21 protein-coding genes and 2 pseudogenes are annotated in these 20,554 nt (G+C 68.9%); 8 read left to right on the top strand and 15 right to left on the bottom strand.

Annotated features, from left to right (window positions below; translation table 11 throughout):
* A partial coding sequence (locus DY245_RS12130) for an FG-GAP-like repeat-containing protein (protein WP_128506546.1) occupies positions 1–1,440 on the top strand: 1,440 nt, incomplete at its 5' end.
* On the opposite strand, the gene DY245_RS12125 is transcribed toward DY245_RS12130, so the two are convergent.
* From DY245_RS12125 to DY245_RS12115, 3 genes are all read right to left on the bottom strand, one after another.
* Positions 1,427–2,341 (bottom strand): hypothetical protein, encoded by a 915-nt coding sequence (locus DY245_RS12125; protein WP_128506544.1) that lies wholly within the window; start codon positions 2,339–2,341, stop codon positions 1,427–1,429. The genes DY245_RS12130 and DY245_RS12125 overlap by 14 nt on opposite strands.
* Positions 2,342–2,568: 227 nt before the next feature.
* Positions 2,569–2,904, bottom strand: a complete 336-nt coding sequence (locus DY245_RS12120; RefSeq protein WP_128506542.1) for a DUF397 domain-containing protein — start codon at positions 2,902–2,904, stop codon at positions 2,569–2,571.
* Positions 2,888–3,727 (bottom strand): helix-turn-helix domain-containing protein, encoded by an 840-nt coding sequence (locus DY245_RS12115; RefSeq protein WP_128506540.1) that lies wholly within the window; start codon positions 3,725–3,727, stop codon positions 2,888–2,890. Before DY245_RS12115 ends, DY245_RS12120 begins: the two co-directional genes overlap by 17 nt.
* Positions 3,728–3,847: 120 nt before the next feature.
* Between DY245_RS12115 and DY245_RS12110 the strand changes: the two genes are divergently transcribed.
* Positions 3,848–4,099 (top strand): hypothetical protein, encoded by a 252-nt coding sequence (locus DY245_RS12110; protein WP_244942993.1) that lies wholly within the window; start codon positions 3,848–3,850, stop codon positions 4,097–4,099.
* Positions 4,100–4,330: 231 nt separating this feature from the next.
* Here the strand turns inward: DY245_RS12110 and DY245_RS12105 are convergent, their stop codons facing one another.
* The gene (locus DY245_RS12105; RefSeq protein WP_244942992.1) at positions 4,331–4,498 is read right to left on the bottom strand and encodes a recombinase family protein; all 168 of its coding nucleotides are present in this window, start codon (positions 4,496–4,498) and stop codon (positions 4,331–4,333) included.
* A 45-nt stretch (positions 4,499–4,543) separates the two neighbouring features.
* Here DY245_RS12105 and DY245_RS12100 point away from each other — a divergent pair, with 45 nt between their 5' ends.
* The gene (locus tag DY245_RS12100) at positions 4,544–4,918 is read left to right on the top strand and encodes a PadR family transcriptional regulator (protein WP_128506536.1); all 375 of its coding nucleotides are present in this window, start codon (positions 4,544–4,546) and stop codon (positions 4,916–4,918) included.
* A complete protein-coding gene (locus tag DY245_RS12095) occupies positions 4,915–5,511 on the top strand; it encodes an HAAS signaling domain-containing protein (protein ID WP_128506534.1) in 597 nt (198 codons plus the stop codon). Before DY245_RS12100 ends, DY245_RS12095 begins: the two co-directional genes overlap by 4 nt.
* A gap of 368 nt (positions 5,512–5,879) precedes the next feature.
* Here DY245_RS12095 and DY245_RS48230 read toward each other — a convergent pair whose 3' ends face one another.
* Entirely contained in the window at positions 5,880–6,104 is a 225-nt protein-coding gene (locus DY245_RS48230; RefSeq protein ID WP_425329374.1) for a Tn3 family transposase, read from the bottom strand.
* Positions 6,105–6,115: 11 nt separating this feature from the next.
* On the bottom strand, positions 6,116–6,486 hold a 371-nt coding region (locus tag DY245_RS48225; RefSeq protein ID WP_425329373.1), incomplete at its 3' end, for a Tn3 family transposase.
* Positions 6,487–7,091: 605 nt separating this feature from the next.
* On the opposite strand from DY245_RS48225, the gene DY245_RS12080 reads away from it, so the two are divergent.
* Positions 7,092–8,003, top strand: a complete 912-nt coding sequence (locus tag DY245_RS12080; RefSeq protein WP_128506530.1) for a hypothetical protein — start codon at positions 7,092–7,094, stop codon at positions 8,001–8,003.
* A 77-nt stretch (positions 8,004–8,080) separates the two neighbouring features.
* On the opposite strand, the pseudogene DY245_RS12075 reads toward DY245_RS12080, so the two are convergent.
* From DY245_RS12075 to DY245_RS12040, 8 genes and pseudogenes are all read right to left on the bottom strand, one after another.
* Positions 8,081–8,632: pseudogene (locus DY245_RS12075) on the bottom strand (PTS transporter subunit EIIC); the annotation flags it as partial.
* A gap of 1,281 nt (positions 8,633–9,913) precedes the next feature.
* Positions 9,914–10,463: pseudogene (locus DY245_RS12070) on the bottom strand (PTS transporter subunit EIIC); the annotation flags it as partial.
* A gap of 76 nt (positions 10,464–10,539) precedes the next feature.
* Complete coding sequence (locus tag DY245_RS12065; RefSeq protein ID WP_483409813.1) at positions 10,540–12,699, bottom strand: ATP-binding protein; 2,160 nt, start codon at positions 12,697–12,699, stop codon at positions 10,540–10,542.
* A gap of 337 nt (positions 12,700–13,036) precedes the next feature.
* Complete coding sequence (locus tag DY245_RS12060; protein ID WP_128506528.1) at positions 13,037–13,678, bottom strand: DUF6879 family protein; 642 nt, start codon at positions 13,676–13,678, stop codon at positions 13,037–13,039.
* Positions 13,671–13,940 (bottom strand): hypothetical protein, encoded by a 270-nt coding sequence (locus DY245_RS12055; protein WP_128506526.1) that lies wholly within the window; start codon positions 13,938–13,940, stop codon positions 13,671–13,673. The genes DY245_RS12060 and DY245_RS12055 overlap by 8 nt, the downstream gene beginning before the upstream one ends.
* A gap of 138 nt (positions 13,941–14,078) precedes the next feature.
* Positions 14,079–15,635: a PTS transporter subunit EIIC gene (locus DY245_RS12050; RefSeq protein WP_128506524.1), complete on the bottom strand. Its 1,557-nt coding sequence runs from the start codon at positions 15,633–15,635 to the stop codon at positions 14,079–14,081.
* 74 nt (positions 15,636–15,709) lie between these two features.
* Positions 15,710–16,648, bottom strand: a complete 939-nt coding sequence (gene murQ / locus DY245_RS12045; protein ID WP_128506522.1) for an N-acetylmuramic acid 6-phosphate etherase — start codon at positions 16,646–16,648, stop codon at positions 15,710–15,712.
* 29 nt (positions 16,649–16,677) lie between these two features.
* A complete protein-coding gene (locus DY245_RS12040; protein ID WP_128506520.1) occupies positions 16,678–17,625 on the bottom strand; it encodes a MurR/RpiR family transcriptional regulator in 948 nt (315 codons plus the stop codon).
* A gap of 131 nt (positions 17,626–17,756) precedes the next feature.
* Here DY245_RS12040 and DY245_RS12035 point away from each other — a divergent pair, with 131 nt between their 5' ends.
* The 3 genes from DY245_RS12035 (at position 17,757) to DY245_RS12025 (ending at position 19,251) form a co-directional block, all read left to right on the top strand.
* Complete coding sequence (locus DY245_RS12035; RefSeq protein WP_128506518.1) at positions 17,757–18,119, top strand: hypothetical protein; 363 nt, start codon at positions 17,757–17,759, stop codon at positions 18,117–18,119.
* A gap of 26 nt (positions 18,120–18,145) precedes the next feature.
* Positions 18,146–18,421, top strand: a complete 276-nt coding sequence (locus DY245_RS12030) for a DUF4031 domain-containing protein (RefSeq protein WP_128506516.1) — start codon at positions 18,146–18,148, stop codon at positions 18,419–18,421.
* Between the two features lie 287 nt (positions 18,422–18,708).
* The gene (locus DY245_RS12025; RefSeq protein ID WP_128506513.1) at positions 18,709–19,251 is read left to right on the top strand and encodes a pyridoxamine 5'-phosphate oxidase family protein; all 543 of its coding nucleotides are present in this window, start codon (positions 18,709–18,711) and stop codon (positions 19,249–19,251) included.
* Positions 19,252–19,306: 55 nt separating this feature from the next.
* Here DY245_RS12025 and DY245_RS12020 read toward each other — a convergent pair whose 3' ends face one another.
* On the bottom strand, positions 19,307–20,527 hold the full coding sequence (locus DY245_RS12020; protein ID WP_128506548.1) for a Cmx/CmrA family chloramphenicol efflux MFS transporter: 1,221 nt from the start codon (positions 20,525–20,527) through the stop codon (positions 19,307–19,309).
* Positions 20,528–20,554: the final 27 nt, after the last annotated feature.

Here is a 20,554-nt window from a genome sequence, read left to right as displayed (position 1 = left end):
GCCGCCACCGCGCTGGCGGCCGGGCTGCTGACGGCCGCCACCGGCACCGCCTCGGCCGCGGACAACGCCGCGCCGGCCGCGGGCGGCCGCCAGGGCGACTTCAACGGCGACGGCTACCGCGATCTCGCGGTCGCCGCGCCCGCCGCCACCGTCGACGGCAAGAAGGGCGCCGGCGCCGTCACCGTGCTCTACGGCTCGGCGAACGGCGTGGACGCCTCCCGGCGCACCACGCTGACCCAGAACTCCCCGGGCGTCCCGGGCGCGGCCGAGGCCGATGACCTCTTCGGCGCGAGCCTGGCCGTCGGCGACTTCAACTCCGACGGCTACGCGGACCTCGCCGTCGCGGCTCCGTACGAGGATGTCGCGGGCGACGCCGACGGCGGCACCGTACAGATCCTGTGGGGCGCGTCCGGCGGCCTCTCCGGCACCGGCAGTGCCACCCTGCCCGACCCGGCCCCCTCGCAGCACGACCGTTTCGGCGCGGCACTGGCCGCCGGCGACTTCGACCGCGACGGCAAGGCCGACCTGGCCGTCGGCACCTCTTCCGCCACCCTGCATGTCTTCAAGGGCGGCATCAGCAAGGCCGGAACCCCGGGCGCGCACTCGGCCGTCGCCCTGCCCATCCTCGGCGGGGCCGGCAACGGCATCATCCAGCTGACGTCGGGCGAGGTCACCGACCAGGGCTACGCCGACCTCGTCGTCAGCGCCTACGACAAGAACGAGCCCTACTTCAGCACCAATTACTACCTGCCCGGCACCGCGTCGGGCCTGTCCGGCGCCGGCATCAAGCGTCTGCCCGGCGGCTTCATCACGGCCATCGGCGACGTCAACGGTGACGGCTTCGGTGACCTGGTCACCGGCATGCTCTTCGACGACACGGTGCCCGGCAGCACCAAGGGCGGCAAGGTCAACGTCATCCACGGTTCCGCCGACGGCCCGCGCGTGGACCAGATCGACACCATCACCCAGGAGTCCGGCGCGATACCCGGCAGCTCCGAGAAGGGCGACAAGTTCGGCTACGAGGTCTCCCTGGGTGACATCAACGGCGACGGCCTCCAGGACCTCGCCATCGGCGTCGCCGAGGAGACCATCGACGGTGCGAGCAAGGCCGGCGCGGTGACCGTACTGCGCGGCTCGCCGTCCGGCATCGACACCTCGCACAACGTCCAGTACTTCCACGAGAACTCCCCGGGAGTCCCCGGCACGGACGAGGCGAACGACTTCTTCGGCGGTGAGGTCTTCCTCTCCGACCTCAACGGCGACAAGAAGGCCGATCTGACCGTGGGCGCCACCTACGAGGACGGCGGCGACGGCGCGATCATCACCCTCCCCTCGGACGGCACCCGCCTGACCACCACGGGCTCCCGCTACCTCTCACCGTCGACGGTCGGCGTCTCGACGGCGGGCGCGCCGCAGTTCGGCGCCATCATGGCCGGCTGACGGCGACCGTACGGCGCAAATGCCGTACGTGGGCGCGGACTTGTGCGGCCGTGGGCCCCGCCGGACCGTGGTCCGGTGGGGCCTCGCCACGACAGGGGCCGCAGACGCCGCCCGGGAGGGATTCCGGGCGGCCGGGGGCGCGGCAGACGGTGCACTCCATGATGCGCAGGCGTAGGACCGGCTTGGCCGATGGCACTGGGCTCGTTGGCTCAGCGGCCACTACGGGCGGCATCTTGGCGAGCAGACGGGAGCGGGCGAGGCGGCCCGGGTGGTGGATGGCCGTAGGCAGCCCGGAGGTCAGGGCGGCCACCAGCTGATCGGGGGTCGCCCCACGCGCCAGCCATTCCTCGGCGAACGCTTCGAGGGACGCACAGTCGGCGGCCGACAGCGTCATACGGGGTTCGGCGCGGCCGAGGGCGGCGAGGGTGGCGTAGGCGCGGCTGTGTGGGCGTGGTTGGCGTGGCGGATCGGCGGCCGAGGTTTCTCCGTCGTCGGTCATCGGAACGTTCCCGGCGCATAAGGCCATCCACCAGGCGTCGTCCCGTGCCGTACGCGAGAAGTACGTACGCGTCACCCAGAGCGGGCTGCCGCCGTCACTCGTGTGGTGCTCGGTGACGCGCCGCAGATGACCGGCCTCCGAGAGGCGCCGCAGCGCGGTCCGCAGAGCACATTGGCCGTAGTCCGGCAGCACCTTGGCCAGGGTCTTCACGGAGATGTCCGCGCCTTCGGGCAGCCGGTCGAGGTAGGCGGCGATGGACGCCTCGCGACGGGGGAGATGCGCGAAGTCGCCGGGGCGGGAACGTTGTTGATCGGGGGCGCTGCGTTTGCCGTAGCCGGGGGCGGCGGAGGGGTGGGGGAGTGCGGACAGGCACGGGGCAGCGTTAGAGTCTTCATCAGCCACGGGATCGCTCTCTTCGATCTTGATGGTTAGACCCCGGTCGGTGTTGGTAGCACCTGCCGGGGTTGTTTGTTGTTGCGCACGCTAGACCGGCGCGACGTGGTGTGGCAAGCCGGTCACGGAAAGTCATCCGCGCTGCCGGGGGAGGGTGGGTGGGTTACTTCCGTCCGCCCGTTCCTTGGAAAGAGAGCTCGGGGTCCGCGGCTTGAGCCCCGGACCCCGAGTGAACGTCAGGCGCCGTGCAGCGAACCGGACTTGATGCCGTCGATGAACGCCGACCAGGCCGGCGCCCGGAACGCGAGCGCCGGGCCGTGCGGGTTCTTGGAGTCGCGGACGGGCACGACGCCGGGGAGTTCGTCGGAGACTTCGAGGCAGTCACCGCCGTCGCCGCCACTGTGGGTGGACTTGCGCCACGTGGCGACTTCGAGGCAGTTGCCGCCGTCGCCGCCGCTGTAGCTGGACTTGCGCCAGGTAGCGACCTCAAGGCAGTCGCCACCGCTGGCGCCGCTGAAGCTGGACTTGCGCCAGATTGCCGTGCTCAGGTCGTACTCAGGGCTGATCTTCATGTGCGTAATCCTCCGCCACTGATTCGATCAGGGCCAGGGATTCTTGGGGTGACAGTGCGCTGGCCCCGATCAGATCGTAGGTCAGTTCGTGTCGCGAAACCGTTGCCGGATCGTCAAGCAACTTCCCCACGCCGAGGCCGTCGACGTACGCGAGAGGTGGTGCGTCCGTGAAGGCCATCAGCTTCAGGCTGCCGTGAAGGGAAGCGTGCGCGCCCGCCGCGAACGGGAGTACCTGGGCGATGATCCGGTGCTGCCGGGCCAGAGCAGCGATGTGCCGCAGAGCCTCCGCCATCGCCACTCGACCGCCCACCCTTCTGCGCAGCACGGGCTCGTCCAGAACCACCCACAACAGTGGCGTTGTTGGATGGTCGAGAAGCTGTGCGCGTTCGAGTCGGGCCGCGACCAGCTTGTCGATCACGTCTTCCGTGGCAGTCGGCTGGTAGGCGCGGAAAACGGCCCGCGCATACGCCTCTGTCTGCAACAAGCCCGGGATCAGCGACGGCGCGTACTGCCTGATCGCGGTAGCCATCGCCTCCGCCTCGGCCGCCTCCGAGAAGTGATCCGGGTACTTTGACTTCGTCGCGGCCTCGCAGTTACGGGCGAAGTAGCCGTCCGTCTCCAGGATCTCGTCCATCTTCACGGCGTACTCCATCTGCATCCGCCGCGTCCCGGCCTCCAGCTGGCCGATGAACGAGCCGCTGACGAACAGAGGACGGCCGAGTTCCTCCTGCGTGAGCCCCGCCTCCTCCCGCTTGTGTCGTAATTCGGCGCCGAGCATGGCGCGAGGTGAGGAGGACGGGTCGAGGGGCTTCGGTCCGGGCATCGCAGCAACTCCCTGTCACACACGATCTGTTGTTGGGTCTGCGCCTCTGGCCAGGCTAGACCCGAAACCGCCACGCTGTGTGCACAACGAGCACACTCAGTGTGAAAGGTGATGATGGGGATGCTGACGGCGAGTGAGCGGGTGCGGGCGGCCGAGGCCGTGACGGCGGAACTGCAGTCCGCGCTACGGATGGTGGGGATCACCCTGCCCTCGCTCGGCGTCGACCCGGTGTCGTGCGCGAGCAGCTACCTCGCTCCGCTGGTCGAGCTCGGGCGCTGCAATCTGGACACCGCTCTGCGACTCGCCCACGTACTGGCCGACTACGCCAGGGCGGCTGCTCCCGGGCACGATCGGGGAGAGCGACGGCCGTGATTCCGGCGCCCTGGCCGTCCGGGTCCTTCCGGTCCTTCCGTCCGAGCTCGCCCCGGGCGGGCCGAAGATGGCCGAAGGGCCCATGGCCTACCTCGGCAAAGTCCTGATGGGTATCGCCGGCGGCCGGTGGGGACGGAACACCCGGCCCGTCGAGGGGTGCGCCGGTCAGCCGGTCGTCTGTCCCGACCCCGACCTGGGTCTTTCGCCCATCGCGCCGTTGCTGCTGATCTCTCACGCCTTCAAGGGGCATGACCCAGACTCGGAAATGTGCACGGTGTCGCCCGGTCGCGCGTACGCCAGCAGCTCGCCGAACTTCGGCCGCTGGAGCGGGTGGAGGCGGCTGGAGGCACCGGCGTCCTCCTCGAAGACGACCGGCTCCTCGATCCCGGCCTCATCCACACCCCCCCTTCCCATCCACTTGTCCCACCAGGTATCTTGCATCGCATGGAACCAGGTGATTCGACCAAGCAGGCCCGGGCAGCCGCCCAGCTGCGCAAGGGCGTCCTGGAGTACTGCGTACTCGCCCTGATGCGGGACCGCCCCCGCTACGGCGTGGAACTCCTCCATGCCTTGGAGGAGTCCGGTGCCCTGGCCACCAGCCAGGGCACGGTCTACCCGCTGCTCTCCCGGCTCCGCCGCGACGACCTGGTCACCACCACCTGGCAGGAGTCCGCCTCCGGACCACCCCGTCGCTACTACGCGCTCACCGACAGCGGCCGGGCCGCACTCGACGAGTTCACCCGCGTCTGGCCCGGCTTCCGCAACGCCGTCGACGCCTTCCTGACCACCCCGCATCCCCCCACCGGAGACCTCGCATGAAGACCGCTGCCGACCCCGTACGCGACTACCTCTCCGCCGTCGAGCGCGAGGCCTCCGCGCTCCCCGCCGACCGTCGCCAGGAACTCCTCGCCGACCTCGCCGAACACATCGAGGTGACGCGCGCCGAACGCCCCGATGCCGCGATCGGCGAGGTCCTGGCGGAGCTGGGGGACCCCCGCACGATCGCGGCGACGGCGCTGGCCGAGGCGGAAAACGGGGCCGCCGGGGCCCCGGCCCGGGGCGGTGTCGGTGCACCCGCCCGGCGCGGCAAGGTGCACCCCCTGGTCCCACTCCTGATGCTCACCTTCTCGCTGCCCTTCATCATGATCTTCCCCACCCACCCCGGCCCGCTGATCGGCGTCCTGTTCCGCATCACCGGCGCGGTACTTCTCTGCACCTCAGTGCACTGGACCGCCGTCCAGAAGACCACCGGCGTAATGCTTACCGCCGTCCTGCCGACTGCCGTCATGACCGCCTGGAACCTGTCCAGCGGCGGCCCGGCGGGCGACGGCCCGGCCCTCCTGGCCAACCTGGCGACGGTCGCCCTGATGGCCGGCACGGCAGCATGGCTCTGGCGGGTCCGCCGCGCCTGAGCGCGGCCGCCGGCACATCAAGGTCAACAAGTGGATCGACCTGGCACGCGACTGCGCGTACCCCGAGGGCAGCAGCGGCTCCCTGGCCTGGGAAGGCTTCCGAGTCGCGCGGCTGCCCGGCCCCGGCTACGGCTGGCCGTTGGCGCCGCACAAGCTGCCCACCGTGCACAGGAAGGTGCGCGACGCCCGGGAGAAAGGGAAGCCGGCCTTCGCCGATCACGTCCGCGAGCGCCCGGAGCGGGCCTCACTGCTCGTCGAGTTCGACGCGCATCCGCGTCGGCCGGCCCTGTTGGTGCGCGTGCGTGTGCATGGCGCCGGCTCCGGACGGCATCGCGCTGCCGCTGGTGTGGTGAACCTGGCATGGGTGGTCAGGCCGCCTGGCCGTAGCCGTCCGCGCCGGGGCCATCGCCGGGCAGCGGGCTGAAGTCGACGTCCAGGTGCGGGTTGTTCGCCTCGGGCTGGAGGCCGAGTTCATGGGTGGAGTATTCGCCGAAGCGGCGGATGTGCTCGGTCAGGTACGGCGAGATGTGGGCCAGGTCCTCGGGGTCGATGACGTGGCCCTCCTCCTGGAGCCGGCGCACGATCTCGGCGATGTCCAGGGCANTCCTCCTGGAGCCGGCGCACGATCTCGGCGATGTCCAGGGCATTGTGGAAGATGACCGCGTTCGTGAGCAGAGCATTGAACTTCGCGGTCTTCTCCTGCTCGACGGGGTCGTTGTCGGTGATGACGCCACCGTTGCCGAAGCCGATCCACTTCGAGAAGCCGTTGAACGCCTCGACCTTGTTCGTGGCCGCGCTCACCCGCCGGCGCAGCGGGGCATCCGAGAGGTAGCGCAGCAGTTGGACGGTGCGGATCACACGTCCGACCTCGCGGAAGGCGGTGTACGTGGCGTTCTTGCGCGAGCCTGCCCGTAGGCGCCGCAGCAGCAGGGTGGAGGAGACGGCGCCCTCGCGCACGGAGATCGCCACCCGCATCAGGTGCCGGAACTGGGGTGCCTCAACGTACGGCTGTCTGGCGGTCCGGACGAGAGACTGCGCTCCGGCCTGGACGGCCTGGACGGCCTGGACGGCCTGGACGGCCAGGACGACTAGGCGTGGAGGGGAGCGCATGCCAGAGTGCGCCGTACTCATGGCACCTCGGGTCGCGCGGCTTGCAAGGTCCCCTGGCGGCGCCGCTCGCGTCACACAGGTCGTTCGGCTGCCCCGCCCCGGGCGACCGTCCGGACCACCGGGCAGGGAAACGAACGCACGCTCGACTGTCCGTCATCACATCTCGACGTGGACAGCGTGCCGGTGCACGCCGTATCGGACTGCTCCGGGCCTTGTCTTGTGCACTGTCGTGCGCAAGGCTGGGCAGTGGAGCATTGACTCTTTCGCTAGTTAAACCCGACACTTTATCGATGGTTAAACCGGGCGGCTGGTGGATTGGGCAGCGGCTCGGCAGTGCGTTACCGGTCTTGCAAGTGACTTATACGTGTGCCGCCCTCAATTGATCATTCAGCCGCAGAGGAATCATCCGGCGATAGGGCTTGGTTCAACGCACCGCCTCCTAGGGACGCACGTCCTGGAAGGAGACCGCCATGCGTGCCAAGCGATCGTTCATCGTGCTGGGCCCGGGAATCATGGCCTCCCTGGCATTCTCGCCAGGCATCGCCACAGCGGCATCGGCCGCCCCGGCTCCGGCACAGGTAGTAGTGGCAGCCCCGAGTGTCTACGACCTCACCGGGCAAGCAGCCCCTCCCGCTCCTTACCCTTCCGGCTACACCAACGGCTTCAATGCCGGTAGGGCGGCAGGCGAAGCCGGCAAGACCCGGAGCGCCATTCCGCTCCCCCCTGCCGCAGGCCACACTGTCGGTCAGGGGAATTACTACGCGGGATTCGTCGACGGATACAATCTAACCCGCACTGTGGGGGAATTTGCGGTAATCGAGTCAACGAGGGCTGCGGCGCAGCAGTACATGACGCAAAAGCGGCTGGAAAGTGAACAGGCTGCGCTGCAAGAACCGGTCGTAGTGGCGCCACTGCCCAAGGACCAGCCCATACTTCCAGCCACGACGACTGCCACCCAGCCGACTGGGCAGGTGACGACTCCTCAGGGCCAGGGCACCGGTGTGCAGCAGGGCACCACGGAATCGACGACCACCACGGCTCCTCAGGGCCAGGGCGCCGGTACGCTGCAAGGCCCCACGGAATCGACGACCACCACCCACCAGACTGTGCCGGTGACGACTCCTCAGGGCCAGGGCACCGGTTCGATGCAAAGCCCCACGGATACGACGACCATCACGGCTCCTCAGGGTCAGGACACCGGTGCGCTGCAAGGCCCAACGGAGTCGACGACCACCACCCACCAGACTGCGCAGGAGACGGCTCCTCAGGGTCAGGACACCGGTTCGCTGCAAGGCGCCATGGATACGGCGACCACCGCGAGTGAACAGGGTGGGGCTTCCGAGAGCCAGGGGGTTGGCTCGGACGGAGGTTCCGCGGGGTAGTGGCCACGCAATAGTCGAGCCCAAGGTCAACGAGTTCCACGCGAGGTCAGTCGGCTTGGGCTTGCCCCCGCAAGAGATCAAGGCCTGGGCGTCTGCCGGATATGGCTGTAGTTGATGCCCCGCATCCTGCATTGCGAACGCGGGGCGTAGGAGGAATCCGTAGCGGGCCATCGGCCCGGTGCAGCAGGGGGGCGAGCGTCAGGCGATCACCGATTCCCGGGGAGTGGATACGGCGGCGGGAGTGGACGGGCCGTTGAGGTCGACGAGCATCTGCTTGCTGAAGCCGAAGAAGTGCGTTTCAGGAAGCCGGCGAGGTAGCCGGTGGTCAGGCCGAGGGCGTAGACGATGAGGGTTGTGGCGATGCTCTGGTTGCCCTTGACCAGGGGGAACAGGGCCCAGCCTGAGGGGTCGATGGCGGTGGAGCCGATGGCGTTGCCGAGTTGGTTGAAGAGGCCGATGAAGCCGCCGCCGAACGCGCCGCCGATGCAGGCGGTGATGAAGGGGCGGCCCAGAGGCAGGGAGACGCCGTAGATCAGTGGCTCGCCGACGCCCAAGAAGCCTGCGGGGAGGGCGGACTTGATGGTCGTACGGATCGAGCGGTTGCGCGGGAGGCGGAGGTGGACGGCAAGTGGCGGCGGGAGCCGGCGTGGTCGGAGCGGGTAGCGGAGATGCTCCTCGGCACTCGGCACTCGGCATCCGGTGGCCGTGTGCGTGGGGTGGGTGGCATGGCGGTGCGCGCCGTACTGATCTGCTCCAGGCCTTGTCTTGCGCGCAGTCGTGCGCAAGGCTGAGCAACAGGGCATACCATCTATAGCTAGTTAAACCGGACACTTTTTTGGTGGTTAAACCGGGCGGCTGGTGGATTGGGCAGCGGCTCGGCAGTGCGTTGCCGGTCTTGCAAGTGACTTATACGTGTGCCGCCCTCAATTGATCATGTAGGCCACAGAGGATCATCCGGCGATAGGGCTTGGTTCAACGCACCGCCTCCTAGGGACGCACGTCCTGGAAGGAGACCGCCATGCGTGCCAAGCGATCGTTCATCGTGCTGGGACCGGGAATCCTGGCCTCCCTGACATTCTCGCCGGGCATCGCCGCAGCGGCATCGGCCGCCCCGGCTCCGGCGCAGGTAGTAGTGGCAGCCCAGAGTGTCCCCGGCCTGGTCGGGCAAGCAGCCCCTCCCGCTCCTTACCCTTCCGGCTACGACAACGGCTTCAATGCCGGCGCGGCGGCAGCTAAAGCAGGCATGCCCTCCAGCGCCATTCCGATCCCCCCTACGAGCCACACTGTCGATCAGGGGAATTACTACAAGGGCTTCGTCAAGGGGTACGAAATCCATCTACAGCCTCAAAAGCCATCTGAACCCTCCGTTGAGACATTTGCGGTAAACGAGTCAATGCTCGCTGCGACGCAGAAGTACAGAGAGGAAAGGGACGCCGAGGACGCCGGACTAAAGATCGGGCGGCTGTATAACGAGCAGCCCGTGCTTCCAGCCTTGACGATTCCCACCCAGACCGGGCAGGGGACGACTTCTCAGGGCCAGGGCACCGGTTTGCAGGGCACTACGGTGTCCACGACTCCCACCCAGACTGGGCAGGGGACGGCTCCTCAGGGCCAGGGCACCGGTGTGCAGCAGGGCCCCACGGAGTCCGTGACTCCCACCCACCCGACTGGGCAGGGGACGGCTCCTCAGGGCCAGGGCACCGGTGTGCAGCAGGGCCCCACGGAGTCCGTGACTCCCACCCACCCGACTGGGCAGGAGACGGCTCCTCAGGGCCAGGGCACCGGTTTGCAGGGCACCACGGAGTCCGTGACTCCCACCCAGACCGGGCAGGAGACGACTCCTCAGGGCCAGGACACCGGCTCGACGCAAGACACCACGGAGTCCTCGGCTCCCAGTGATTGAACAGAGATCAAGGCCTGGGCGTCTGCCGGGTATAGCCGTAGTTGAGGCCCCGCACCCCGCATCGCGGACGCGGGGCGTAGGAGGAATCCGTAGCGGGCCATCGGCCAGGTGCAGCAGGGGGGCGAGCGTCAGGCGATCACCGATTCCCGGGGGGCGGATACGGCGGCGGGAGTGGACGGGCCGTTGAGGTCGACGAGCATCTGCTTGCGGAAGCCGAAGAAGTACGTGGTCAGGAAGCCGGCGAGGTAGCCGGTGGCCAGGCCGAGGGCGTAGATGACGAGGGTCGTGACGATCCCCTGGTTGCCCTTGACCAGGGGGAACAGGGCCCAGCCTGAGGGGCCGATGGCGGTGGAGCCGATGGCGTTGCCGAGTTGGTTGAAGAGGCCGATGAAGCCGCCGCCGAACGCGCCGCCGATGCAGGCGGTGATGAAGGGGCGGCCCAGAGGCAGGGAGACGCCGTAGATCAGCGGTTCGCCGACGCCCAAGAAGCCTGCGGGGAGGGCGGACTTGATGGTCGTACGGATCGAGCGGTTGCGCGGGAGGCGGAGGTAGACGGCGGAGGAACGATGGCCCTGAATCACGACCGGCTCCGGCCGCCGGACGGTGGTTCGGAGCGGACTGCCCTGCCCTCACTCACCGCAAGGCGGTGGTGAGCCGCGTACGCATCCCGGCCGCCCGGGCGTCGCCGAAGCCGGCGAGCAGGTTCAGGGCATCGGACCAGTGCAGCCGAGCCGACTCGTCCGCCCCTGCCTCGTGGAGTGCCGTGGCAAGGCCGTCGAGCGCCATGGCCAGCTGCCAGGGGTCGTTCAACTCGCGCTGTGTTGCCGCCGCGCGTCGGTGGAACGCGGCCGCGTCGTCGAAGCGGCGCAGCTGTCCGTACGCCTCGCCGGTGTGGTGCCAGGCCCGTGCCTCGCGCATACGGTCGCCGAGTTGGCGGTGCAGTACGGCCGAGCGCTGGTAGGAGACAAGGGCTTCGTCTGCCTCTCCGATGGCCTGCTGGGCCTTGCCGAGGTCCAGCAGCCAGTAGCCTTCCCACGCGCGGTTGCGATGCCGCCGGGCGATGTCCACGGCATTCCGCGCGGAGTGCAGGGCGCCCTGCGATTCCCCTCGTTCGCGCTGAATGGCACTCAGGATGTGCAGGGCGTTGCCTTCGCTGCCCTGATCGCCTCGTTCGCGGTGTCCTGCCAGCGCTTGCCGGATGCGGTCGAGGGCCTCGTCGAGGCGGCCCGCCTCGTAGCTCACCGTGGCGAGATTGGCCAGCAGCGTCGGCTCCCACCGGCGCCACTGAGCGGATCCGATCTCCTGGAAGAGGGCCAGCGACTCGGCGAACTTCGTTTCTGCGGCGTCCAGTTGGCGAGCGCGGAGCCTGATCAAGCCGATGGCGTTCAGGGCGAGCCCTTCGCCCAGCCGGTCGCCCAGTTCGCGGCGGAGCGTCAGGGCGTCTTCGTGATGCTCCGCCGCTTCTGTGAGGCGGTGTGACTGGGTGTATGCCTTGCCGAGGCTGGTCAGCAGTTCGGCCTGTCCGGTTCGGTCGCCCTGTCTGCGGGCGGCCCGTAGGCCGATCTCGCCCATGGTGAACCACTCGTCGAAGGTATTGAGACGGGCGTGCAGGGGGCGCAGCAAGGCAGGCAATTGCCAGGCGAGGCGATCCAGTCCAGCCTTCTCGGCGGTCCGAGCGGCCGCCAACAGGCTGCCGCGCTCCTGCTCGTACCAGCGCAGGGCGGCGTCGTAATCGGCGAAGGTCAGCGGCTCGACACCGGCGGGTGGTGGGTCGAGGGGGAGGGGCGGCTCGGTCGCCTTGAAGCGGGTCCGTGCGGCGTTGGCCGAATGGACGTACCAGGTCAGGACGCGTAGCAGTGCGGCGTCGCGGCTTTCGGTGGGCTCTTCGCGCTGGGCCTGGTCCACCGCGTAGGCCCGCAGCAGATCATGAAATTCGAAGCGGTCGGGGGCGGTCTGCATCAGTAAGTGTGCGCCGACGAGTACGTCCAGCAATTGCTGTGTTCGGCTGGTGGTGAGGCCGGCGAGCGCGGAGGCGGCCGAGGTGCTGAACTCGGCGCCTGGATGCAGGCCGAGCAGCCGGAAGAAACGTGCGGCTTCTGCGGGCAGCGACCGATAGGACCAGGCAAACACTGTACGTACCGCTTCGGCTTCCTCGTCGTCCCCAACGGTCAGAGCATCCCAGAGAGAGGACTCGTCGCGAAGGTCCCTTATCAAGTCGTCCAGGCTCATGTGGGGGCGGCTGGCGGCGCGTTCCGCCGCGATGCGGAGGGCCAGCGGAAGGCGGGCGCACAGCCGGGCCAGGTCGATGAGTTTGTCCGTGTCGTCCTCAGGGCGGTATTCGGCGGTGACGGTCCGCAGCAGGGCGACGGCCTCCGGCTCGGGCAGGGTGCCGAGGGTCAGCCGGTGTGCCCCGTCCCGAACGGCCAGCCCTGACAGCCGACTTCGGCTGGTGACGATGACCAGACAGCCTGCTGTGCCCGGCAGGAGAGGCCGGACCTGCCCTACCGTGGCGGCGTTGTCGAGCACGATCAGTATCCGCCGCCCGGCCAGCAATGAGCGGTAGAGCGCGCCGGCCGACTCCGCGTCGGCCGGAATTGCAGTGGCGGGAACATTCAGTGCCGCGAGGAAGCGGTGGAGCGTTTCCTGCGCGGTGACCGGTGTGCCGGGGTCATAGCCACGCAGATTCACATACAACTGCCCGTCGGGGAAGTACTCGTGCACCTGATGTGCCCAACGCAGGGCCAGGGATGTCTTACCGGCTCCGGCAGTTCCGGCGATGACACAGATGGACACGACGAGAGGCTCGCCGGTATCACCGGTAAGAATGGCGTTGAGCCGCTCCAGTTCTTCCGTGCGGTTGACGAACCCCCGCACGTCACCAGGCAGCTGGCGCGGTTTCATGCTCTCGGCCCGGGCGGCGGACGGGGCCTGGACGGCGGACGGATCGCCTCCATGGCCGTGGAAATGCACCCCGCCACTCACATGTCCGGCCTGTACGACGTTGTCGGCCGACCCCGACAAATGTGAGTGAGTGCCGGGTTGCTGCGGCGAGCCGTCCTTCTCGATTGCCTTACCTTCCTTACTCCCCTTGCTGATTGCTTCTTACTTCTTGCTCTTCACTTCTTGCTTCTCACCGCGATCGCAGCGATGTGAGGGGCGCTACTTCCCGCTCGAAGAAGGAGAGCAGATCTTCCGCCTCGCGGTAGAGGGCCTGAATGAAACGTTCCCAGTGCGCGACGAGTTCGGAATCCGTAAACCGCACTGCACCCTCGGAAATGCCGCGATCGTCATAGAGAACCTTGTAGAGCGTGTGCCCGCCCAGCGTCACAATTTCCGGCAGGGGTCCGGATTCCTCCAGCTGCTCCAGCCCCGTCAGCCCGGAAATTCCTCCTGGCTCCCAGACCCTGATCTTTCCCAGGACCTCTGCCCGCAGCCGCAGGGAGGTGAGCTCCCACTCCAGGTAGGGTGTGAGCGGTTTTTCGACCACGCGCACACGGAAAAATTGGGATCGGTGTGCTTCTGCTTTGCGTGAAAGTTCCAGATGGGCGTCGCGCCCCTGGTCGATGAGGCGCAGCGCCTCACCCCAGTCACCTCGGGAAAAGGCTTGCCAGCTCTCGTTCCGGGGCTCTTGAAAATCCTGCTGTCTCTCCAGTTTCCAGGAGTCCCGCCCGTCGGCCGCCCACCGCCGCTCCCGGAAGTCCTGCCGATAGTCATCGGCAGAGAGCCGTTCGCCCTGTGAGACGTCAAGGCGGGGCTTTTCGGCGTCAGGCATCCGGGATATCCGATTTCGCGGAAGTCAGCGTCCTGCCGGGGATGATGACCAATCGCTCATCCCGGGAAATGTGGACGCCCTCGGGGAGGCGTGACCTGTACTCGTCCGTGAGATCGCGTCCGATCACCGCGATATCGCCATTGTCGAGCTGCCACACATCGGGGCAATCGTCATCGTCGCTCGTGGTTCCGAGTTCTTTTGGCGACTTACCTAAGCGACGCACAAAGGAAGCGGCAGGGTCTGCATCCCAAGGACGAGACATCGTTCTCCTTCAACTGTTGACGCACACTCGGCGAGTCCAGTTTTCGGTCACTGAGTGTACAAGTGGCGACAGCGGAGGGCAACGAAATGGAGGCGTCGGTAACCAGCCGTATAGAGAAGAGAGGCCGCTAGCGCTACCTCACTGTGCTGATTCCAGTTTGGTCGACGTTCCGGATGTGGCCGGAGGTGCACTGGCTGCTGGGATGGTGTCGAGGGCGCTATGGCTGACGGCGTCGGTGTTCAGATCCGTCCGCATCTGTCTGCTGAAGCCGAAGAAGTACGTGGTCAGGAAGCCGGCGAGGTAGCCGGTGGCCAGGCCGAGGGCGTAGATGACGAGGGTTGTGGCGATGCTCTGGTTGCCCTTGACCAGGGGGAACAGGGCCCAGCCTGAGGGGCCGATGGCGGTGGAGCCGACGGCGTTGCCGAGTTGGTTGAAGAGGCCGATGAAGCCGCCGCCGAACGCGCCGCCGATGCAGGCGGTGATGAAGGGGCGGCCCAGAGGCAGGGAGACGCCGTAGATCAGTGGCTCGCCGACGCCCAAGAAGCCTGCGGGGAGGGCGGACTTGATGGTCGTACGGATCGAGCGGTTGCGCGGGAGGCGGAGGTAGACGGCGAGGGCGGCGCCCACCTGGCCCGCGCCGGCCATGGCGAGGATCGGGAGCAGGACCGTATAGCCCTGCTGCTCGATGAGGGTGGTGTGGAGGGGGATGAGGGCCTGGTGGAGGCCCAGCATGACGAGGGGGAGGAAGAGGCCGCCCAGGACGAAGCCGGCGAAGGCGCCGCCGTGTGCGAGCAGCCAGTTGGCGAACGAGCCGATGGCGGTGGAGACCTCGCCCGCGACGTACATCAGGCCGAAGATCGTGACCAGGCCGGTGAGCAGCACCGTGAGGGTGGGAGTGACCAGGACGTCCAGTGCCTCGGGGACTCTTCCCCAAGCTCTCGACTTCGCTCGACCAGGGGAGACCCCATTGCGGCACCACTTCTCCACCTGGACGGCGAGCAGCGCCGCGGCCAGCGCGCCGAGCACACCGCCCTGTCCTGGGGAGAGCCTCTGGCCGAAGGCGGTGATGTTGGCGACGCCCGGGAAGACGATGATCGCGGCGACCGCGCCGCCGAGGATGGGCGTGCCGCCGAACTCCTTGGCGGTGTTGTATCCGACGAAGACGGCGATCAGCGACATGAAGCCGGAGGCGATGGCGGCGAGCGCCGGGACGACCGACGGCAGCCAGCCGAGGTTGGTGAGCAGACCGTTGATGCCGGCGACGATGCCGCAGCCGATCAGGGCCGGGATCAGCGGGACGAAGATATTCGCGATCCGGCGCAGGAAGAGCTTGACCGGTGTGGCGTTTCTGGCCTTCTGCCGGGCCTTCAAGGTGGCGCCTTGCGCGGCGAGTTCGTCGGCGGTGGTGGGGGGCTCGGCGGCCGGCCCCGTCGCGCGGGCCTCCTCGGCCAGGCGCTCGAACTCGGGGGTGATCCGGGCGACCGCCCCGGGGCCCAGCACGATCTGGTACGTGTCGTCCTCGACCACGCCCATCACGGCCGGGAGTGCCTTGAGGGCCTCGTCCTGGACCAGCGAGCGGTCCCGGATGCCCAGGCGGAGCCGGGTCATGCAGTGGACGATGGAGCTGAGGTTCGCGGCGCCGCCGACGAGGGGGAGGATCGCGGCGGCGGTGGCGTGGTTCTTGTCTTCGGACATGTGCGGTTCTTCGGACATGTGCGGTGCCTTGCTGTGCAGACAGACGAGGGCGAGGGGGAGGTGGGTGGCGGGGCTCAGTGGGGCTTGGTGGCCTCAAGTGCCGCGCGGAGATGGCCGTTGGAGGCTTTGAGCAGGCGGGCGGCGGTGGGGCCGTCGACGCCGGCGAGGAGGGTGAGAATGGCGTTCTTCACCTCGCCGTCCGTCATGCTGAGCGCCGTCTCGATCTCCAGGTCGGTGGCGCCGGTGGCGAGCGCGACGATACGACGCGAGCGAGCCCGCAGCTTTTCGTTGGACGCGCGGACGTCGACCATCAGATTCCCGTAGGTCTTGCCCAGCCGGATCATGGTGATGGTCGAGAGCATGTTGAGCACCAGCTTTTGGGCGGTGCCCGCCTTGAGTCGGGTGGAACCGGTCAGCAGCTCGGGGCCGACCACGATCTCGATGCCGTGCTCGGCGGCCGCGGCCAGCGCCGAACCGGCGTTGCAGGACAGGCCGATGGTCAGCGCGCCCAGGGCGCGGGCGTGCTCGACGGCCCCGATCGCGTACGGCGTGCGGCCGGAGGCCGAGATACCGACGACGGTGTCCAGGTCGGTCAGACCGATCGCGGTCAGATCCTCGGCCGCGAACTCCTTGCTGTCCTCGGCGCCCTCGACGGCCGTGACCATCGCGGACGGGCCGCCCGCGATCAGCCCGAGGACCTCGGACGGGTCGGTGTTGAAGGTCGGCGGGCATTCGCTGGCGTCCAGCACGCCGAGGCGGCCGGCCGTGCCGGCGCCCGCGTAGATCAGCCGGCCGCCGCGGGCCATCCGGGCGGCGGTGGCGTCGATGGCGGCGGCGATCTCCGGGAGCCGCTGGGCGACGGCCGCGGGGACGGTGGCGTCCTCGCCGTTCATCGTGCGGGCGATGTCCAGGGTGGAGCGGCGGTCGATCTCGGCGAGGTCGGGCCGGAACGCCTCGGTGGTGAGGGTGTCCAACTGGGCGCGCAGTTTGTCGTAGTCGGCGGTGGAGGTCATGACGTGGCGGCTCTCTCCAGGGGCGGGCGTCAGCGCTGGGTGCTGCGCGGCGAGTGGCGGTGGGCCAGGGCTTCGTACGAGGCCGAAAGCGCGGGGGCCGCGGTCTCGTACGTACGCTGCGCGACGCCTATGAACAGGCAGTCCACGACCAGGAGCTGGCTCGTCCTGGACGACATCGCGGCCGGCCGCAGCTCGCTCTCGCGGGCGGTGGAGGTGGTCAGGATGTGGTCGGCGTAGGCGGCGATCTCGCCGTCCGGGCGCCCGGTGATGGCGATGGTCGTCGCGCCATGGTCGAAGGCCACCCGCAGTGGCTCTATGACGTCGGTGGTCCGCCCGGAGTGCGTGATCGCGATGGCGACGTCGCCGGTCCGCATCTGCACGGCGTTCGTCACGGCCAGATGCGGGTCCGCGTGCGCATGCGCGATCAGACCGATCCGCAGCAGCTTCTGGACGAGGTCCTGGGCGACGAGGTTGGAGGCCCCTATGCCGTACACATCGATACGGCGGGCTCCGGAGAGCGCGGCGACGGCGGCTTCGAGCTGGGTGACATCCAGCCCGGCGGCGGTGTCGGCCAGACACTGCTGCTCTTCCTGCGCCAGCTTCGCGACGACATCGACGAGGGAATCGTCGACCGCTATGTCCGCGGTCACCGCGGGCGCGCCGCCGGCGGCCTGTTGCGCGGCGAGCGCGGCGAGGGCGAGGCGCAGATCGCGGTAGCCCGGGTAGCCGAGCAGACGGGAGGTCCGCACGACGGTGGCCTCGCTGGTGCCCGTGCGCTCCGCGAGGCCGGTGACGGTGAGGGCGGCGCAGCCGGCCGGGTCGCTCGCGACGGTCTCGGCGACCCGCTGCATGGAGCGGGTCATCGTCGGCGCGAGGGTGCGGACCTTGGCGGCCAGTGCCGCGGGGGCGGGTGGGGCCGGGGCCGGTCGGGTCTCGACGGCCGCGTCCTTGAAAGTTTCCTTCACGCTGCTGCTCACGTCTGAAAAGTAATTTCATCCGCCTCTCGCGTCAATACCCTCCGTGAGGGCTGTGGACAGCGATCATGATCATCGTCGAGGGCTGTGGACAACGCCGGGCACCGGCTTGCGGTCGGGAGACAATGGGTGACATGGAGCTGGAACAGGCATTGCACGCCGCGCGGGCGCTGGTGCTCGCCGACCTGATGGCGGACAAGGTGGCCGACGCCGACATCGTCTCGCTCGTGGAGGACGCGGTCGCTCACCGCCGGTGGTGGGTGGAGCAATGGCCTGAAGGCGCGGCATTCGTCGCGGGACTCATAGCGCAGGACGTCCAGGACGCCCTCCTCGACCGGTACGGCCGCTGGCCGCTGTGCCCCGTGTGTACGGAATCGGGCGATCCCCACGCGCTCGATGTCGAGCCGGAGTTGGGGCCCGACCCCCATTGGGTGTGCCCCAAGACGGCGGTCGCGGTGGCTCGGGTCGGTAGCCTTCGTGCCCCCATGGAGGGCTGACGTGGATCTTTGTGCGGAGGACTGACGTGGCGATCTATATCGACCGGCCCATCTGGCCGGGGCACGGCCGTATGTGGTCGCATCTGGTCAGTGACCAGTCCTTCGACGAACTGCACCTCTTCGCGGCCCGGATCGGCGTGCCGCGGGGGGCGTTCGAGCGTGACCATTACGACCTGCCGTCGGATCGGTACGACGACGCGGTGCGGGCCGGGGCGGTGGAGGTCGGCAGCAAGGAGCTGCTGCGCCGGCTGACGGCCGCGGGTCTGCGCCGCCCCAAGCACCGGCCGGCGCCCAAGCCGTAAGGGCGCGCGGCTTGTGTGGCTTTGGGGGTGCGCGTTCTGTGGCGGCTGGTTGCGGTGGTTTCTCGGCCGGTTGCGGCGCGCCGTCCGTGCGGCTGGTTGTGGTGCGCCCTCCGTGCGGCTGGTTGCGGCGCGTCGAAGCGGTGGTGGGACGGCGCGTCCCAGCACGATGGGCCTGGCCGCGTGGCGTGCCGAACCGGCGTACCGAGGCGTACTGAACCGGCGTACCGAACGGCGTACCGAACGGCGTACCGAGGCGTGCCGAACCGGCGTACCGAAAGGGGACAGTTATGTCAGCCAGCGCACCGGGCAGACAACCGGTCACCGAGCTTGACCCGGCCTACAGCAGTGAGGGCGCCCAGTCGACCGCATGGGCCGCGGCCGTCGGCGGCATGACCGAGGCGGAGATCTTCTGGCTCACCACCGTCCGGCCCGACAGCCGCCCCCATGTCACCCCACTGCTCGCCGTCTGGGCGGACGACGCGCTCCACTTCTGTACCGGCCCCGGCGAACGCAAGGCCAAGAACCTCCGGAGCAATGCGCACTGTGTGCTCACCACGTCCACGGCCGGCGGCAACGATCTGCATGCCGGGCTCGATGTGGTCGTCGAGGGCGATGCGGTGCGGGTCGACGACGAGCCGACGTTGCGCCGGCTGGCCGGTCTGTACGTCGAGAAGTACGGCAGCGACTGGCAGTTCGACGTCCGCGACGGCGCGTTCTACGGGCAGGGTGACCGCGCCATCGTCTTCCGCGTCGAGCCCGTCACGGCCTTCGGGTTCGGGCGTGGTGAGACCTACAGTCAGACGCGGTGGAAGTTCGACGGTGGGGAGTGAGGGAGGAGTGAGCGAGGAGCACCCTCGTGGGGCTCAGTAGGCGTTCATTCGGGTCTCAGTGTTGTTCCGCGGCCTCCGGTGTGGGGATGGCCGTCTTGGGTGCCGATGAGGCGATGAGCCGGGAGTGGCTCGTCGCGCGGTGCAGACGGAAGGCGAGGGCGGTGGTCAGGACGGCCACCGCAGCCAGCGCCGCGCCGGTCCAGGCCACGGACGGGTAGCCCCAACCCGCGCCGATGGCCAGACCGCCGAGCCAGGGGCCGAGGGTGTTGCCGATATTGAACGCGGCGGTGGTGGTCGCGCCGGCCAGCGTCGGCGCGGCGTTCGCCACGTTGAACATCCGGGCGTTGAGAGCCGGGGCCGTGGTGAACGCGGTCACCCCGAGCATCAGCGAGAGCGCGACGGCGGCGATCGGGCTGTGTGCGGTCAGCGCGAGGACGGCCAGCACGGCGGTGGACGCGGAGATGCCGCCGAAGAGCGTCCCGAAGAGGTGTGCATCGGCGATCCGGCCGCCGATGAACGTACCGATCAGCGCGCCTACGCCGAAGAGCGCGAGGACCGTCGGCACCCAGCTCTCGGCGAGGCCGGCGGTGTCGGTCAGCAGCGGCGAGAGGTACGAGAACAGTGCGAAGACCGCGGCGCCGTTCAGTGCCGTGGCGGTCAGCGCCAGCCAGACCTGCTTGTCCTTGTAGATGGTCAGCTCGCGGCGCAGCTGCGGGCGGTCATCGCCGGTGGGCACCGCCGTACGCGGCACCAGGGCGATCACGCCGACCAGGCCGATCGCGGCGAGTCCGGCCACCGCCCAGAAGGCCGCGCGCCAGCCGGCGTGCTGGCCGAGCAGTGCGCCGGCCGGGACGCCCGCGATGTTGGCGATGCTCAGGCCGCCGACCATCACGGCCATCGCGCGGGCGCGCGCGGTCACCGGCACCAGCGAGACGGCTACCGCCGCGCCGACCGCCCAGAAGCCGGCGCAGGCCAGTGCGCTCACGATCCGCGAGGCGAACAGCACGCCGTAGGACGGCGCCAGCGCGCCGGCCACCTGGCCGAGGCCGAAGGCGGCGAGCAGGGCGATCAGCGTCGTACGGCGGGGGAGGCGGAGGGTTGCCGCGGCGAGTACCGGTGCGCCGATCACCATGCCGATGGCGAATGCGGAGACCAGCAGACCGGCCTGCGGAATGGAGACGTGCAGGTCGCGGGCGAGGGGCTGGAGGATGCCGGAGAGCATGAACTCGGAGGTGCCGAGCGCGAAGACGGAGAGGCCGAGGACGTATACGGCTATGGGGAGGCGGGTGGGGGCGGGAGCGGG

The organism is Streptomyces inhibens (assembly GCF_003389455.1).
In the GTDB taxonomy this organism is placed as follows: Bacteria; Actinomycetota; Actinomycetes; order Streptomycetales; family Streptomycetaceae; genus Streptomyces; species Streptomyces inhibens.
Note: the sequence above shows the minus strand (reverse complement) of the source record. Positions and strands in the feature narration are given on the sequence as shown.

Excerpts from the sequence above, each read along its gene's own strand:
- DY245_RS12120 (WP_128506542.1), bottom strand. The coding sequence starts at position 2,904 with ATGAAGATCAGCCCTGAGTACGACCTGAGCACGGCAATCTGGCGCAAG.
- DY245_RS12115 (WP_128506540.1), bottom strand. The coding sequence starts at position 3,727 with ATGCCCGGACCGAAGCCCCTCGACCCGTCCTCCTCACCTCGCGCCATG.
- DY245_RS12110 (WP_244942993.1), top strand. The coding sequence starts at position 3,848 with ATGCTGACGGCGAGTGAGCGGGTGCGGGCGGCCGAGGCCGTGACGGCG.
- DY245_RS12100 (WP_128506536.1), top strand. The coding sequence starts at position 4,544 with ATGGAACCAGGTGATTCGACCAAGCAGGCCCGGGCAGCCGCCCAGCTG.
- DY245_RS12095 (WP_128506534.1), top strand. The coding sequence starts at position 4,915 with ATGAAGACCGCTGCCGACCCCGTACGCGACTACCTCTCCGCCGTCGAG.
- DY245_RS12080 (WP_128506530.1), top strand. The coding sequence starts at position 7,092 with ATGCGTGCCAAGCGATCGTTCATCGTGCTGGGCCCGGGAATCATGGCC.
- DY245_RS12060 (WP_128506528.1), bottom strand. The coding sequence starts at position 13,678 with ATGCCTGACGCCGAAAAGCCCCGCCTTGACGTCTCACAGGGCGAACGG.
- DY245_RS12055 (WP_128506526.1), bottom strand. The coding sequence starts at position 13,940 with ATGTCTCGTCCTTGGGATGCAGACCCTGCCGCTTCCTTTGTGCGTCGC.
- DY245_RS12050 (WP_128506524.1), bottom strand. The coding sequence starts at position 15,635 with ATGTCCGAAGACAAGAACCACGCCACCGCCGCCGCGATCCTCCCCCTC.
- murQ (WP_128506522.1), bottom strand. The coding sequence starts at position 16,648 with ATGACCTCCACCGCCGACTACGACAAACTGCGCGCCCAGTTGGACACC.
- DY245_RS12035 (WP_128506518.1), top strand. The coding sequence starts at position 17,757 with ATGGAGCTGGAACAGGCATTGCACGCCGCGCGGGCGCTGGTGCTCGCC.
- DY245_RS12025 (WP_128506513.1), top strand. The coding sequence starts at position 18,709 with ATGTCAGCCAGCGCACCGGGCAGACAACCGGTCACCGAGCTTGACCCG.